Origin of the sequence: Shouchella patagoniensis, from assembly GCF_002019705.1 — a bacterium.
Taxonomy (GTDB): Bacteria; Bacillota; Bacilli; order Bacillales; family Bacillaceae_D; genus Shouchella; species Shouchella patagoniensis.
This window is the reverse complement of record NZ_KV917377.1, coordinates 3,432,220-3,448,956: the sequence shown is the minus strand read 5'-3', so window position 1 is coordinate 3,448,956 and position 16,737 is coordinate 3,432,220. Positions and strand designations below refer to the sequence as shown.

At 40.0% G+C, this 16,737-nt stretch carries 15 protein-coding genes; 5 read left to right on the top strand and 10 right to left on the bottom strand.

The genetic code is table 11. From position 1 onward, the window contains the following. Positions 1-2: 2 nt before the first annotated feature. The 4 genes from BK584_RS17905 to BK584_RS17890 form a co-directional block, all read right to left on the bottom strand. Complete coding sequence (locus BK584_RS17905; RefSeq protein WP_054705929.1) at positions 3-878, bottom strand: carbohydrate ABC transporter permease; 876 nt, start codon at positions 876-878, stop codon at positions 3-5. An 18-nt stretch (positions 879-896) separates the two neighbouring features. Next, positions 897-1,856: an ABC transporter permease gene (locus tag BK584_RS17900; protein WP_078393835.1), complete on the bottom strand. Its 960-nt coding sequence runs from the start codon at positions 1,854-1,856 to the stop codon at positions 897-899. A gap of 76 nt (positions 1,857-1,932) precedes the next feature. Beyond that, a complete protein-coding gene (locus BK584_RS17895) occupies positions 1,933-3,453 on the bottom strand; it encodes an extracellular solute-binding protein (protein WP_078393834.1) in 1,521 nt (506 codons plus the stop codon). Between the two features lie 351 nt (positions 3,454-3,804). Further along, positions 3,805-6,102: a helix-turn-helix domain-containing protein gene (locus BK584_RS17890; RefSeq protein WP_078393833.1), complete on the bottom strand. Its 2,298-nt coding sequence runs from the start codon at positions 6,100-6,102 to the stop codon at positions 3,805-3,807. 93 nt (positions 6,103-6,195) lie between these two features. Here BK584_RS17890 and BK584_RS17885 point away from each other — a divergent pair, with 93 nt between their 5' ends. Together BK584_RS17885 and pelA are read left to right on the top strand one after the other, a co-directional pair. After that, positions 6,196-7,041: an AraC family transcriptional regulator gene (locus BK584_RS17885; protein ID WP_078393832.1), complete on the top strand. Its 846-nt coding sequence runs from the start codon at positions 6,196-6,198 to the stop codon at positions 7,039-7,041. 94 nt (positions 7,042-7,135) lie between these two features. Beyond that, positions 7,136-8,149 carry a pectate lyase gene (pelA, locus tag BK584_RS17880; protein WP_078393831.1) on the top strand — a complete coding sequence of 338 codons (1,014 nt, stop codon included), beginning with the start codon at positions 7,136-7,138 and terminating at the stop codon, positions 8,147-8,149. Between the two features lie 206 nt (positions 8,150-8,355). Here pelA and BK584_RS17875 read toward each other — a convergent pair whose 3' ends face one another. The 5 genes from BK584_RS17875 to BK584_RS17855 all read right to left on the bottom strand — a co-directional run bounded on the left by BK584_RS17875 (position 8,356) and on the right by BK584_RS17855 (position 13,437). Then, positions 8,356-9,075 (bottom strand): NAD-dependent epimerase/dehydratase family protein, encoded by a 720-nt coding sequence (locus BK584_RS17875; RefSeq protein ID WP_078393830.1) that lies wholly within the window; start codon positions 9,073-9,075, stop codon positions 8,356-8,358. A gap of 12 nt (positions 9,076-9,087) precedes the next feature. Next, the gene (gene uxaC / locus BK584_RS17870; protein WP_078393829.1) at positions 9,088-10,500 is read right to left on the bottom strand and encodes a glucuronate isomerase; all 1,413 of its coding nucleotides are present in this window, start codon (positions 10,498-10,500) and stop codon (positions 9,088-9,090) included. 486 nt (positions 10,501-10,986) lie between these two features. Beyond that, complete coding sequence (gene kduI / locus BK584_RS17865; protein WP_078393828.1) at positions 10,987-11,817, bottom strand: 5-dehydro-4-deoxy-D-glucuronate isomerase; 831 nt, start codon at positions 11,815-11,817, stop codon at positions 10,987-10,989. A 21-nt stretch (positions 11,818-11,838) separates the two neighbouring features. After that, positions 11,839-12,597 carry a 2-dehydro-3-deoxy-D-gluconate 5-dehydrogenase KduD gene (gene kduD, locus BK584_RS17860; protein ID WP_437182746.1) on the bottom strand — a complete coding sequence of 253 codons (759 nt, stop codon included), beginning with the start codon at positions 12,595-12,597 and terminating at the stop codon, positions 11,839-11,841. 87 nt (positions 12,598-12,684) lie between these two features. After that, entirely contained in the window at positions 12,685-13,437 is a 753-nt protein-coding gene (locus tag BK584_RS17855) for a DeoR/GlpR family DNA-binding transcription regulator (protein ID WP_078393826.1), read from the bottom strand. A 781-nt stretch (positions 13,438-14,218) separates the two neighbouring features. On the opposite strand from BK584_RS17855, the gene BK584_RS17850 reads away from it, so the two are divergent. Together BK584_RS17850 and BK584_RS17845 are read left to right on the top strand one after the other, a co-directional pair. Beyond that, positions 14,219-14,443, top strand: a complete 225-nt coding sequence (locus BK584_RS17850; RefSeq protein ID WP_078393825.1) for a hypothetical protein — start codon at positions 14,219-14,221, stop codon at positions 14,441-14,443. Between the two features lie 259 nt (positions 14,444-14,702). Then, entirely contained in the window at positions 14,703-15,230 is a 528-nt protein-coding gene (locus tag BK584_RS17845; protein WP_169871358.1) for a GNAT family N-acetyltransferase, read from the top strand. Between the two features lie 67 nt (positions 15,231-15,297). Here the strand turns inward: BK584_RS17845 and BK584_RS17840 are convergent, their stop codons facing one another. After that, positions 15,298-15,561, bottom strand: a complete 264-nt coding sequence (locus BK584_RS17840) for a hypothetical protein (RefSeq protein ID WP_078393823.1) — start codon at positions 15,559-15,561, stop codon at positions 15,298-15,300. 229 nt (positions 15,562-15,790) lie between these two features. Here BK584_RS17840 and BK584_RS17835 point away from each other — a divergent pair, with 229 nt between their 5' ends. Next, the gene (locus BK584_RS17835; protein ID WP_078393822.1) at positions 15,791-16,492 is read left to right on the top strand and encodes an L-2-amino-thiazoline-4-carboxylic acid hydrolase; all 702 of its coding nucleotides are present in this window, start codon (positions 15,791-15,793) and stop codon (positions 16,490-16,492) included. Positions 16,493-16,737 lie beyond the last annotated feature (245 nt).

The window sequence follows — 16,737 nt, the reverse complement described above, 5'->3', positions numbered from 1 at the left end:
GCTTATCCTTTCATCGATCCAATTAATGCACCTTTTGCAAAATACTTTTGCAAGAATGGGTATACAAGTAATACAGGAACAGTCGCTACAACAATTACAGCCATCTTCACACTAATTTCCGGAGGTGGCACACTTGTATATTCCGCACCGTCGTAATTAATGCCCGTTGCTAAGACGACGATTTGACGTAACAGCACTTGGACGGGCCATTTATTCGGATCATTTAAGTAAAGAATTGCATGCATATACGTATTCCAATACGTCACGGCATAAAACAGTGAGATCGTCGCAATTGCCGGTAGCGAACATGGAATAACAATTCGAAACAACACCCCAAAGTCATTACAGCCATCAATTTTTGCTGATTCTTCGAGTCCTGCTGGTAAATTCATGAAGAAGCTTCGTAAAATAATCATGTTAAATGCATTAATAGTCACTGGTATAACAAGCGCAAGCAGTGAATCAATAAGTCCTGTTTGTTGGACGACAAGAAAGGTTGGAATCATCCCACCGTTAAAAAGCATAGTAAAAACAATAAAAAACATTAGGAAACGACGACCAACAAGATCTCGTCTTGATAGACCATAAGCGGTGAGTACAGACAACAACATACTCCAAATCGTCCCTCCAAGGGTCACTCCAATCGAAACACCTAGGGAGCGGATAATCGTATCGGTAGAGAATATATAACGATACGCGTCTAAACTGAACTCTGTTGGAAACAATAAGAAACTCCTCCGTGCGATTTCTGCCCCGGTCGCAAAGGAGCTGCCAATGACATGAACGAAGGGCAGCACGCAAAGCAAGGCAATGATGCCAAGAATAATCATGTTTGTTGCATTAAAGATACGACTCGATATCGTTTTGTCGCCTACCATCTTAAGCGCCTCCCTTCATTAATAAATGCCTTCTTCGCCGTATTTTTTTGCTAGCCAGTTGGCAAAGACAACAAGGATTAATCCAACGATACCTTTAAAGAATCCAACTGCGGTACTGTAACTAAACTGTCCTTGTCTTAAACCAGCTGTATATACGTAAGTATCAAAGATTTCTGCTACTTCTCTATTAGATGAATTTAAAAGCAAATACACATGCTCAAAACCAAGCTCTAACACATCACCAATTTTTAGAATAAGCAACACAATAATTACGCTTCGAATTGCTGGTAACGTAATATGCCACATTTGACGAATTCGGTTTGCTCCATCGATTTTCGCAGCTTCGTACAGCTGAGGATCCACCGCAACAATAGCTGCAAGAAAAATGATTGTACCCCAACCCGCTTCACGCCAGATGATTTGTAGGATATACATTGGGCGGAACCAATCTGGATTAAGTAAGAAATTGATCTGATCAAATTGCAACGACCGCAAAATGTTGTTAATAATTCCTCCATCGAGTGTCAACATCACATAACTGATCGAGACGATAACAACCCAAGACATAAAGTGAGGAATGTAGATGACTGTCTGAATTGTTCGTTGGTACGCTCGGTTGCGCAATTCATTTAACATGAGTGCGAGAATAATAGGAACAGGAAATGAAATACAAACTTGAAGCGCAAATAAGACTAACGTATTCCGGAAAATCATCCAAAAATCAGGATCCGCAAACAAGCGTCGGAAATGGTCAAAACCAACCCACTCACTTCCAGTAATTCCTAAGTAAGGTTTATAATCTTGAAATGCAATGATAAGTCCGTACATGGGAATGTATTTATAAACAAAGAAATACAGAATCCCTGGAGCAATCATTAAATAGATCCATTTGTTTTTCTTAATTTTTCTCCATAGTTCATTGCGGCGTTCTGCTTTTGTCAGCACCTGTTTTTTTCCTACTGTCAATGGACTCTCCATTCCACACCTCTTTTCTCTTTTCATTTGTATGTAGCAAGAGCAAAGCGAAGCTCTGCTCTTGACTTAAATCCGACATTTATTGTTGTTCGTAGGATTCATTAATTTCGTTTATTACATCTTCTCCACCTTGCGTTTTCCATGTCTCAATTGCTTTTTCAAACCCTTCCAGATCTGTCTGACCTAAGATATATTGGTACGTTGCATCATTAATAATTTGTTGCAGGCGTTCCCCATGGGTTTGCATGGTAGGTGAATCAAGTGTAATTGTAGGATCATGGACAAGGTATGATTCATTGTCGATTTCCAGTTCATCTGCTTTTGTCTTTGCTTCATAATTACTCTTACCAAGATAACGGCCGTTTGTTTCCGCTTCACCGATCTCGATCGACTGATACGGCTTCACTTCACGGTCTGTTTTTTGTGTGTCTTCAATCGCCACAGCTTGATCCTCTTCTACATCGTAATGTTCGCCTTCAACTCCCCAGAAAATTAAATTCGCATTGTCTGGTTCCATCATTTGGTTATAAAAAGAGAGAATCCCCTTTAACTCTTCTTCTGTTTCTACAGACGATTTAGGAAAAATAACAAGGTTCCCATACCCTGGAATCGCCCAAATGTTGTATTCACCATCAGGGCCTTCAACATAGTTGTGCACATCAAATTCAAGGTCAGGATTGTTTTGAGACGCATCAGCGTATAAAGAAACAACATCTCCCATCGAGCCAACATACATGCCCGCCGTTCCGTTTTTCAGAAGCGCTTGTTGATCCGGTTTGCTTGTTACCGGAAAGTCTTGATTCATATAACCGTTTTCATGAAGCTCTTTTAAGTAATCAAGTGTGTCAATGTATTCATCAAACATAAATTCTGGAAGAAGCTCCCCATCTTGCTCTCCCCATCCATTTGGAGTACCGAACCAAGAAGCAACGGATTTAAACGCACCATAAACAAGGTCATTTCGATCCGTTAAGCCAAATGTGTCATCCTTGCCGTTTCCATCTGGATCATCTTCAGTGAACGCGCGCGCCATCTCCATAAATTCCTCTACATTGGTAGGTGCATCTATGCCTAAATTGTCAGCCCAGTCTTTTCTATAAATCAGTCCTGAACGTGCTAACGGTCTGCCCTGATACAAGGCATACATTTTTCCGTCTACCATTGTATTTTCAACGACTTCTGGCTTTAAATTTTTCAAGTTTTCAAATTCATCTAGATAAGGTCCAAGCTCCCAGAATTGATCATCACGAATGGCATCTTTAAATTGTTCATACGTCGTCTGGTTCTTCATATAAACAGCTTGAGGCAGTGAACCTGTTGCAAATGCTGTATTCAGACGTTCTTCATAGTTGCTGTCAGGCACCCATTGAATATCGAGCTTCGTATTTGTTGCTTCTTCTAATAAAGTTTGAACTTTCTTATCTGGCACTTCAGCTGTATGCAGGTTAGCCATAATTGAAAATTCCACCGGGCTTCCATCATCTATCGCATCACCACTAGAGGAAGCGCTTTCATTGTTTTCGTTTCCATTACACCCTGTTAAAGCAACTAACCCAACACCAATTGCAGTTATTTTGTGCCACTGCTTCCATTTCTTCATCCTTGTCCCCACCTTATTTTTGAAAATTTTTTGTCCCACTCCGTTTATCTCTATTGATTGAACTATATCGTTAAAATTTCATGTCTTATATAATCATTTGCTCATAAACCATTGATTTGGCGCTGTTTTCAGTTTGACCTGAGGAAATGATTATCCTTGTTATAAGTAGAAAAAGCAGCTTTTTATAAGTCGCTTCTCGCAAAAATGAAACCGTCAGCCAGCTTTTAAAAACGAGTGTCATTTGATGATTTTTCTTTTTTTCGTTTCAGGTAGCCCCATCGCCTATCTTTGTCAACAACCTAACCCCCTTGTCTTTAGGAGAAGCCCCATACAAATTGTACCTACTTGTTGCTACTCCATCCCTTTTTCTTGTCTATATTGTCCAGGCGTCATACCAGTTGATTTTTTAAAAGAACGGATAAAATTTTGTGAGTTTTTATAGCCTAATCTTTCGGCAATCTGTTTAATAGGAATGTCTGTATCATGGAGCCATTTCTTTGCTTCTTTTAAGCGATGATCGGCCACGTAATCGCTAAATGTCATTCCTGTTCCTTTTTTAAATACACTACTTAAATAATTTGCATTGTAATGTAAGTCTGCTGCACACTGTTCAAGTGTAATGGCTGTGTCATCATTTGCTTTAATATAGTTAATCATTTTTTGAGATAAATCTTGAAACTGAGATTCGCTAATTTCTTTGAACATAGCTAATAACGGATATAATAACCGTTCGGAAAACCAATCTTTGATCTTATCCTGGCTACGAAGATGTAAGCACTCTTGATAGAGGGTTGCTTCTGACAAGTGCATATGATCTGATCTTGTCCAACCACTTTCATGATAAAACCGAAGCATACGACTAATTAAGTGCATAAATGAAACATGAACCTCTCCTACCGTATGACCTTTATCCATCACAGCATTTAGCCATATTTCAAACAACTCTTCCGCCTTTTCTCGATCGGCTAAGCGTATGGCCAGCAACAATTCTTCTTCCGTTTGTGAGGGATGATGATAAACAGCAACTTTTTCTCTAGCTTGGATACTCCGATAATAGATAATGACATTTTCATTGAACTTAAAACGATGCGTTAATGCTTCCGTCCCTTGCGCAAAAGCGATATTCGAATTAGAAAATGCCTTAAACGGTTCACTAATACCGATACTTACTAACGTTTGCATATACTCTTGCATATACGCTTTTATATTCTCGCTCCAATGATAAACAGCTGCTTCCGCATCAGTAATTGCTGTATACTCATCTAAACCTACAACGACTACAAGCAAATCATCGATCCACACAGCCGGCAACCGATTTTCCTCGGGAACCGTATCATCAATGATATTCCTAAGCGCAAAAGCACGAAGCTCTCGTTCTTCTTGATCTTCCTCATGGCGTGGGTGCTCCAAATGGATAACAAATAAGCTCATGATACCCCAGCCGTTTATACGCTTATCCAACCCATAAAGTCGAAGCCTTTCTTGGCTATCAGTAGTAGATGAACGCCCTTGATAGACGCGCATTAAAAAGAGCATTAGAGATTGTTTTGTATGGACCGTCAATTCCTGTTCCAGCATTTTTTTTGATGAAAACAAATCATGAAGTTGATCTTCAATCACTTGAAACTCAGTCCGCTTTTGCTTTTTTTCATCACCAGTTCCCTTCTGATGTATCGCGGCGACAAGCTTTCTAACGGGTGAATAGAGTTTGCGTGAATAAACCCAGACAACAAATGTCGTTAATACAATCATAGAGAGTACCATATAAAAAGTGAACCAACCTATGCTCCTCGATTCGCTCATTAATTCATTCATTGATGTGAGTGATACATATTTCCATCCATTCAGATTAGAGGTCGTGTAAGTGAGTGCATACGACTCATTATCAAGATCAACCGTTGTTTGTCCAGCAGCTTCATTAGTCCAAGCAGGCTCTGAAAACCCTAAGTCTACAAATGATTTTCCTACCACTTCCTCATCAGAATGAACAATAATTTGATTCTTTTCATCTAAAATCATTAACTCATCAGAAATTTCATCACTAAGAATCATTTCTTTTATACTACACATTGGAATATTCGCAAATGCTAACCCATATTTATCGCTTAACCTAGTCGGCAATTTTTTCACTAAACTAATTGTATATGGACAATGGCGACGAATAATCGCCTCTTCAAATGATTCGGTTTCAAGCAGCAACCATGTTGTATTATTAGGAAGCTCAAAAAACGATATGTATCGATCCTCATCGGGATGAGCATCAAGTCTACTAATTCCTTGATTTGTAACAATCCAGTTTTGTTCATTGTTTAAAACGATCGTCTCTTCGACCTTTGTATCAAATGATTGAAGCCTGCTTAGTTCTCGACGTAAGTTGCGATACAATTGAAAATCGTTGCCAAGTAAAGGCTTGCGAATGGCTTCGGCCATAGTTGGTGATTCAATCGTATTATTTAGAGAATGGTGCACAGTTGTCAGTACTTGTTCAATATTGGCTTTGACTTGTCGCATTAATTCCATCTTCTCATTAGCAACTCGCTGCTCAGCGTGGTTCGTTGACTGGAAATAAGCGAATAAACCAACAATGATAACCGGAATTGTACCAATCAACCCTCCATATACAAGCAACTTCATCCAAAGACTGCGCATTCGTTTCTCCTCCCATCTATTGAAAACGCTCAATTTTCTGATAAAGTGGATCATATAAGTTCTGTGACTCTTCCTCTTGAAAGGAGCTTATCTATGCAAAGACTAACCTGTTCCATTCGAAAACAAGCGATTTATGTTGATTATCTCAAACGATGTTCTCCTCCTTATGGGATGAGTCACTATCACCTCCATAGTGATATTGAACTCCACTGGCTTGCTGAAGGAGAGCGGGTGTTTTATTGCAATGGTCAAGCTATCCCGCTTAAACAACACACCCTGTTAATCCTTTCACCTCATCTCATTCATAAAATGGGACCCACCTCTCGTCCGGGTCATGCTCGATTTGTTGTTAATGCTCATCTTACGTCTCTACCGAAAGAATGGCTTGAACTGATAAAGCCGCTATTTGCAAATGCGTTTTGCCTGCTAGAAATTCCAGTTCATCAGCAACAGCAAATTCACGACTTGTTCAACCAACTTTTTAACGAGTACAATCGCCCTGTTTCACAAGAAAGCTTACTATATCAACAAGTGCTCTTATGCCAATTGTTGCTTGAAGCACATCGGCAATACCACACTCTTAAAGCGGTTCAAACCAAGAACTCTGCGGTTTTCTCTGGACCTTCCGAAATCGTTGCTCATTTAATTGCATACATTGAGCATCATTTTGATGAAGCACTGGACTTAACCACGCTCGCTTCCGTTGTTCATCTAAGCCCGGCTTATACAAGTCGTATATTTAAACAAGTGACTGGCCAAGGTTTGACAGAACATATTCAAGAAGTTCGCATCTCACAAGCTTGTAAGCGATTGGTTCGAACAAATGAACCCATTTTTCAACTCGCAAGAAGAGTTGGTTTCCAATCGTCTGCTCACTTTCATCGCGTCTTTAAGCGTATCCTTGATTTATCTCCTACTCAATACCGTAACAAGCAATAGCGCAAAAATGGCAACATAACAAAGCAATGAAGACAAAAATGGTTACTTTTTGTTTGGTAAACTAAACACATTCCATTCAAAGGAGGCCGTAAAAATGAAAGCGCTTCACTTCTTACCATCGTTCGCCACACTGCTTGTTGCGTCTAGTTTATTTGTCTTATCTCCTACTGAACAAACTGCAAAGGCATCTGTCGTTACAGAGGCTGATCACCTACTCACTTGGCAAATGGAGCATGGGGGGTGGACAAAAGATATGCCAGAGATTTATACGCGCGATTGGAATGGGAATGAATCAAGGTCCGTCTGGACTTCCAATGGCCAAGAGCTTGGCACAATTGATAACGATGCCACTGTCTCTGAAATTCTTGTTGTTGCAGAAGCTTATCAAGAAACTGGCGACCTACGCTATAAAGAGAGTGTTTACAGTGGAATTGATTTCCTCTTTAAATTGCAATATCCGAGCGGCGGTTTTCGTCAAGTCTATCCACAGCGAGGCTCTGATCCTTCCAGTTCCGTCTGGTATTCAAATTATGTGACATTTAATGATCATGCCATGATTAACGTTTTGCGATTATTAGAAGATGCGAAAGAAGGTATTCAACCCTTTCATGGTGATTTAATTGATGAGAACCTTGCTTCAGCTATTGAAGATTCTATTGACGACGGTCTTGGTTTTATTTTAGACTCACAGATTGATGCAAATGGAACGAAAACAGCTTGGGGACAACAACACGACCCTGTTACACTTGCCCCGCAGCAAGGCAGAATTTACGAACACCCATCCATTGCGACCGATGAGTCCGTCGGAATTGTCCAATGGCTAGAAGATCAACCAAACCAATCGGCTGCCGTTCAAGATGCAGTTGCCTCCGCAAGGGCCTGGATGGAAGATGCGCGCGTCCCAAATACGCGCTATGAACGTCGCATTGAACCCCATTTCTTTTCTGATCAGGGTGCAGAAACATGGTATCGCTTTTACGAGATTGGAACAAATCGCCCAATCTTCTCTGGAAGAGATGGTATCATTCATCACGATATTATGAATGTTGAACAAGAACGGCGTTATGGCTACGCCTGGGCTGGTTCATGGCCGACACGGTTGCGTTAAAAAAAAAGAAGCCTGACTACTATCAGGCCTGAGGGTCGACAAAGTCGATAATCGACCCAGGCTGAAAAGAAAACACTTGTCAGACTAGGTGCTAAGATGTAGATATAACGTAGGTTCATTAGCATATGACCTAGGTGAGCCACATTGTATGCAAGCGTTTGTCTTCAATCTGAAGCCTGACTATTGTCAGGCTTCTTTACATTTGGTTAACGCTTTGCCTGAAACCCAAGATCTTCATAGGCATTCAATGTACTCCACGGCTTATTCGGCCAATCAGATACCCCGTAATACGTACCAAATGCTTTGTCTGTTTCAATTGCTCCCCGTACGAGATGTACAGCATCCTCGTCTTTCAATAGCGTCCTTTTTAGTCGCTCATTATTTAGAACTCGCTTTTCCAGTGGTGGAACAGAAGCAATCCTTAAATTAATAACCGACACACTTCCTTCTTCAGCAAACAAGGCACCAAGCTGTTCAGATGCAAATTTCAAAACTCCGTAAAGCCCCTTTGATTTCGGTACATCTTCAACTGTAATTTCTCGACCTAATAGCGAGAAACCGTCTTTTTCGTACGCGTCTGTCACATGATTACTACTTGCATAAACAACACGACGAATGCCTTTCTCCCGAGCGACAAGCAATATATAATAACTTGCTTGAAAGAAGACACTTGTGAGCTTATCAAAGCATTCTTTATCTTCAATGCCTTTTGTCGTATCCGTTCGCAGCAAGTTGATGATGACATCTGTATCCCCGGGCGTCTTTTCAAGCAGATCTTCATAATTTGTTGCATCCACCTGAATAAAATCTCCATTCCAAGAAGGTTCAATCATATCCATTATTACAACATGATAATGCTCTTTAAGTCCCCTAGCTAAAACGGAACCAATAGTACCTGATCCACCAAGCAAAACAACTTTTTTCACACGAAACCTCCTTTACAATTGAAAATAATGTTTCGCATTGTGATAGCAAATGTTTTGTACGAGTTTACCAAGCCATTCTTCATCTGGCGGCAATTCACCTGCTTCCACCCAACTTCCAATTAAATTGCAAAGAATACGTCGGAAATACTCATGCCTTGTATACGAGAGAAAGCTACGCGAATCGGTAAGCATACCTACAAAAGTGCTAAGCAGTCCGATATTCGCTAAATCCTTCATTTGCTTTTCCATTCCATCCTTTTGATCGTTGTACCACCAGCCAGAACCAAATTGAATCTTACCGACAGCATCACTTGATTGAAAATTACCTATTGCCGATGCGATCACATCATTGTAGATTGGATTTAGCGTATATAAAATTGTTTTTGGGAGCTCATTATTACGGTCAAGCTCATTTAGAAATTGGTTTAATTCACGCGCAATAGGAAAATCACCAATTGAATCAAACCCTGTATCCGGCCCAAGGCGATCTAACATCCGGAGATTATTGTTACGTAGCGCTCCAAGGTGAAACTGCATCGTCCAACCCAAGGAGTGATACACTCTTCCAAGAGATAACAGCACATACGTTTGGAATTGGCGTTCTTCTTCTATAGTAAGCTCTTCACCGATACGCGCTTTTGCAAAAATTGCTTCAGCTTCGCTCTCCTTGCAGCTTGAAAATGGCAATGTTTCCAATCCGTGGTCTGATAAGCGACAGCCTCTTGCATGAAAATACGCTGCTCGATTTTTAAGTGCCTCTACTAAATCATTGCACGTATAAATCGTTGTTCCAGCTGCTTCTGCAAGCTGTTCGATGTAACTCGGATACTGAGGTGAACGCACAAACAAAGATTTATCTGGTCTAAAAGCAGGGTATACGTTTGTTGCAAAGGAGTCATCATTTGCAATTGTCTCGTGTGCTTCAAGGGAATCGATCGGATCATCCGTCGTACAGATCACTTCCACATTCGATTGACTAATAATTCCTTGAGTCCGTAATTCCTTTGATTTCAACTGTTCCCTTGTCTTCTCCCAAATACCTTCAGCCGTTTTCGGATTCAACAAATCATCAATCTGAAAATAGCGCTTCAACTCAAGGTGCGTCCAATGGTACAAAGGATTACCCATCGTGTATGGCACCACTTCTGCCCATTTCATATATTTTTCCTTATCTGTTTTTCCGCCAGTAATATACTCTTCACTAATCCCCATCGTTCGCATTGCCCGCCATTTATAATGGTCTCCATGGAGCCATAGTTCCGTTAAATTCTCATAGCTTCGATTAGTGGCAATTTCTTGAGGCGATACATGACAATGGTAATCAATTATTGGCATGTCTTTCGCAAATTCGTGATAAAGTCTTTCTGCCGTTTTTGAATGCAGCATAAATTGATTTGAAATAAACGTATATCCAGTTGAAATCATTTTTTCATCTCCTTTGTTGGCATTTCTACTTGATTACATTCACCATCTCTTTAAAAATTCCTCTGTTGACTCATACACCGATGTAAATAATTCTTGTGTTTTGGTAGACTCTTAAACTTTTAATAATAAGGCATGGGCTGACGTTCTATCCTAGTTTCGTTTTACAAATCATAGCATCTTATTCTAATTATTGTCACCTCTATTTTGAAAGCGCTTCAATAAAAAGATTCTCTGAATCTACATAAAAGGGACGTTTAAAAACCGCCATCTTACACAGAGGTTTTGACAGAATCATTCATTTCTTAGTTGTTCTTACAAACGACAACATGAAACACAAAACTTGTGCTGAATTGGACAATTAGATCCGGGAAATAAAGTTATTGACGTTTATCAAACCTATCACTTACCTAGTATCAAACGCACCATCAAAACAAGGACTGTATCCACTCAGTCCTTGTTTTAAATGATTTATGTTCAAACCGCTTGCTACTTCAAGTCTTCCATTGGGACAAAGTCCATATCTTTAAATGTATAGTTTTCTCCTGCCATTGCCCAAATGAACGTATAATTGCTTGTACCAACACCCGAATGAATCGACCAAGGTGGTGAAATGATAGCCTGCTCATTCCCAACAATGAGGTGACGCGTTTCATTTGGCTGACCCATGAAATGAAATACACGGGACTTTGGTTCCATGTCAAAATATAAATACGCTTCCATCCGACGGTCATGAACATGAGCAGGCATCGTATTCCACATATTGTTTGGTTCAAGCAACGTCATTCCTACCATTAACTGGCAGCTTTGAATGCCATCCTCATGCACATACTTATAGATCGTCCGATTGTTTGATTCAGCATCAGAGCCAAGACGGTTTGGTTCTGCATCGGCTATTGGCAACAATCGAGTCGGATACTCCTTATGCGCTGTAGAAGATACGAGATAATAGCGTGCTGGTTCATTTGCATTAGTGGATTCAAACAACACATTCTCATTCCCTTTTCCTACATACAAACAATCACGTTTTTGCATCGTATACGTTTCTCCGTTAACTGTAACCGTACCTTGACCACCAATATTAATAATCGCAATCTCACGGCGTTCTAAGAAAAATTCTGTTCTTAACACATCACCAGTATCAAGTTTTAATGCATTTGTTGTTGGCACAGCTCCGCCAATAACGAGGCGATCATAGTGTGAGTAGCAGAACGAAATTTCACCATTCTGAAATAATGACTCAATTAGGAATGCTTTTCGCAATTCTTCCGTTGTATAACGCTTTCCGTCCTCTGGGTTCACTTCATATCGAATATCCAATTTTCTTTTTCCTCCTTTAATTTATGAACTCATCCAACCGCCATCAACACATAGCACATGGCCATTCACATAACGAGAAGCTTCCGATGCTAAAAAGACGACTGGTCCCGCCAAGTCTTCAGGTGTTCCCCATTTGCCCATTGGAATTCGCGAACTAATATAGGCAAAACGATCTTCATCGTTTCGAATTCCTTCAGTATTATCCGTTTCCATATAACCTGGCGCAATGGCATTCACTCTCACACCTCTTGCACCCCACTCATTGCCTAGAGCTTTTGTCAGACCAGCGACGGCATGTTTGCTCGCCGTATACGCTGGAACTCGTAAACCACCTTGAAAAGATAGCATGGACGCAATATTAATAATCGAGCCGCTGCCACGTTCAAGCATATGATTTCCAATTTGGCGAGATAAAGCAAATAGCGAATCGAGGTTCACTTGAAGCACCTCGCGAAAGCTTTCATCACTAAATTGTTCCGCTTCCTGACGTTTAATAATTCCTGCATTATTGACCAAAATGTCAACGTTTTCAAAGTTTGCTAGAACGGTTTTTGCTAGTTCTTTCGCCCCTCCGTCAACCGCTAAATCTGCCTTGAAATGAAAAAACTCTCCATTTATTCCTTCAATCAGTTGCTTTGTTTCCTCCATTTCACTAACACCAGCCCCTATGACGGTTGCTCCTGCTTGCGCCAAGCCGACGGCCATCCCTTGCCCCAGCCCTCTGCTTGCTCCTGTAACAAGGGCTGTTTTTCCTCGTAAAGAAAAAAGCTCTGCTTCCACTATCCTACCTCCAAAGTTCATTATTGTTCTTTTACGTTCGATTACGTTTGATTGTAGCACCAGTCTTCTTATTTAGCAATCATTACTCTAAATTATTGCAATTTTTTTCTGATCAAATGCGTTCACATATTCAGAAGCAACTCCATCATCAGAAACAATATATTGAACATCTTCCAATTGCGCAAAAGGCATTAAACCAACTTGTCCGAACTTCGTTGAATCAGCAAGCAACACCGTTTCTTCCGCGCTTGCGATCGCTTCTTGTTTCCATTCCACATGATAACTTTGCAAGACAGAAAGTCCATGTGTAAGTGATACACCAGTCGCCCCCAAAAATAATTTTTTTACGAACATGGAAGAAAGCATTTTCGTTGTCTCCCTACTGTATAAGGCAGATGAATCACCAATTCGCGTACCGCCTAACATAACGAGCTGAATTTTCTCTTTCGGGTACAACTCAAACGCAATCTGTAAATCATTCGTTAAAACCGATACAGGAAAGGAACCCAGCTCTTTAGCAAGCGCCAGTGTCGTACTCCCTCCATCCAACAAAATAATTTCATTTTTATCGATTAAGCTTAATGCCTTTTGGGCAATTTCCTGCTTTTTATCCCCATGACTTTGCTGCCTCGTTTCTATTGGAAACAAACTTGTCGCCTCATTCTCTAATATCGCTCCACCATGCACACGGCGTAGTAGTTTTCGCCCTTCAAGCGCTTCGAAATCAAGACGGATTGTTTTTTCAGTTACACTAAGCAACTCGCTTGCTTCTTTGACACGTACTGTTTTATGTTCATTTAAATAAGCTAATAATCGTTCATGCCGTTCTTGTGATAACACGTTCATCACTCCTCTATGCTTGTATTATGGCATATAAACGAACATAAATAAACATTATTGAACATTATAAACATAAAAAAAGTGCTCAAATGAGCACCATTAAAAAACGGACTAGCAGTCAATGGTCGTTTCACAAATGAATAGAGTCGAGAATATCATCGTTAAACCAAGGCTTCTCCTTTTAAAGACTTCACTACATACAACAATAAACAAACCTTCAAGGTGTTTCCTTCTTCCATCATTGCTCGCACTACACCGAAGCTCTGCTCCCAAGTAATTCCACTGTCATATCCCAAAAGTAAACTATAGCATATTATTCGTAAACCATAATCGTCATTAAAACCTAGCTACCTCTTTGAGACATTCGAGGTTCTGGACAAGCTAAATTAGACTTTGTTACCATTGGAGATTCCATCACTTAAAAACACTCGCACTTACTTTCGTTGCGTCATGTATCATCTCTATTAGAAGATCATCCTACTAAACATCATGCAATGGAGGTATCTTTATTGATAAACGGAAAGAAAGACACCTAAACCATCACGATCTCGATTCAAGAACAAGAGAAACGGTTGGTGAATCAACAAATAAAGCAAAGACTGGTAGATTAGACAGCTTGCTTCATGGTGGCTGCTTCACACAAGCGTTCACTATAATCATCATTTTCGTCTTGCTCATGTTACTTAGCTATTGTAGAGGATAAAGTTGTTTAATCTTGCTTGATTCATTATGGTATACCAAATGATAAAATGGCCAACCTAGTAAAAGGGGTGGTGGTCGAATGAAAAATAAAAGCCGGGTACGACGCGTCTTTTACGATCCACACGTTGAAGTACGAAGGGAAAAAGTCATTTGCGTTACAAATCAAATTTACGAACGTAAACGAGCAAATGATTGGCAGGGACTTCGTGAATACGTAAGTTCTCTCTCTCCCCAAGAACGGAAACTGGTCGTTGATGAACTGGAGGCGCTTCTACCCCTTTTAAAGAAGCCAGCTTCCGATTAAACAGTAAAAAAGCCGTGCAGACGGCTTTTTTACTTGTTCTTAATGTATATTACGTACCACCTCGAATGATCATGATCAACATACCACTCAAATACTCTTTCTTTATTGAACTACCTTCTAAGAAACTCAATAATAAGGGCAGTCTTTTTTTAAATCCTTGTAAACGACCTTTAACGAATAAAAACCGTACACGCAAGTCTGTTTCTAACCATCTTTTCAAATCGTTACTAAACCACTATAGTAAGGAGTGGTGATGCAGATGTTAAAAAAATTAGTAGAAAATCAATACCTCCCCTTCTATCAATTAATGGAAGATAGTTTCCCTGTCGACGAACGACGTCCGCGACAAAAACAACTGTCCTTGCTTTTACGTGAAGACTACAACGTTTTTATACATGAGATTAATGGCGAGATGGCGGGGTTCTTAGCTGTATGGGAAACTCCTGACTTCGGATTCCTTGAACATTTTGCAGTAAATAGGAAATTCAGGAACAGAGGGCTTGGTTCCAAACTCGTACAAGCACTTATTGTACAGACAGACAAACCAATCGTAATAGAAATTGAACCATTAGAAGGTGAAGTTGAAAAAAGAAGAGCCGCATTTTATGAACGAAACGGCTTTTTCTTAAGCGACTATGGCTATACACAGCCACCTCTTGCACAAGGGCTCAACCCGGTTCCACTTGTACTTATGTCTTACCCGAAGCTTTTAAGTGAAGCCAATTACCGTACATTCAAAAACTGGATCTTTAGTACCGTTTATTTCGATCTGAATGAATACAAATAAAGAGCGGAAGTCAAATGGCTTTCGCTTTCTTGTCATTTAATCGTATATCTTCCACTAGATACACATGCTATTCCTCAAGATAATTAAAAGTCTCTACCATTTCAAACGTCTTATTCTCTTCATTCCATTCTAAAACAGTCACTTCTCCCCAAGACTCATGAATAATAATTTTATCCTCTCCGAATGGAATAACCTGATCGTCGTTGGAATACGTTTCAATTTGGTGAGGAAAGTCAGGGTATTCGTACATTGAAGAATTATTTCCAAACACAATTAAGATTAAGCAGATTAAAATAGCAATTAAAATTCCCCGATTTGAGTTTTCTTTCATTCTTTTACATACTCCTTTTCATAAAAAACATTCAACTGATTTTATAACAAAAAGCTATCAAAGCATACTCAAACTATACTGCTAATTGGAGCAAAAAGGTTCATTTTTCCAAAAACACTAAAAATGTTACTTATGAGCGATCGGCTCTTTCTTGGTTCACTCCTTGACCAATCGAAATAACTACCGTTACACTTAAACAAATCAATTATTCGTCTTAGGAGGACAGATTATGTGTGCCACCCAACCTCTCCCTCATTTATCTATGTACCAAATAACAGCTCGGTTATTAACACATGTCCACCATTCTGTTGTTCGTTCTCTCGGTGAGAAAGCACTGCCCTTTTTTGCGGCAGGTGTGCAAGAGTTTGGTTACGAGCGCACATACCTCATTGCTTCTAAGGCAAGCGCCGAAGGGGAAGAGCAGCATATTTTGCACGACTTTCTCCCAAAAAATTTTCACGTGGAAGAATTTGAAGAAACAAAACCAGACATTTATCCATGGATGGCCCAATTGTTTGCTCGTGTGACAAAACAAATTGTTGATCGCTACGGTGACGCAGGAAAAAATGCAGTCCGTGAAGGAGTTCGGACATTTGGGGAATCACGTGGTAAAGGAATTGCAGAGCGAGCCGCTCACTTAGGTTATGAAAATACGATTGAACATTACCTTTCCAATTATGACATGGGACGTAGTGAGTTATTTGAATTTGAAACGATTCATTTTCCAGAACGAATTGAACAAACGTTTACGAGATGCCCATTTGGTGAGCAATGGGCAAAAGACGATATGCATGAGTACGGCATTCTATATTGTGAGATGATTGACCCTTCCATTGCCAAAGGATACAACCCTCAATTTGATGTTGAGCATGACCAATATGTCCTAAGAGAAGGCGTGTGTCATTTTCATTTCAATTTAAAAAAGAACTAGGCTAGTGCACTTTTTAATCTTTCTGGGCTATCAAAGTTTTTATGGCTACCCTACCAGTAACGATATATGTTTTTTCTGCCTCATGCTTTGCTAATGCTCAATCATAAGTGCGTATGAAACAGATGTCACTGAAACACCTGCTTATTTGGCAATATCGCGAATGCTAACCATCACTCGTTCCTCCTTGTTCCATGTATTCATCATGTTACAGAAGTTTTTTCCGATGTCATCAAAAAGAACATGAG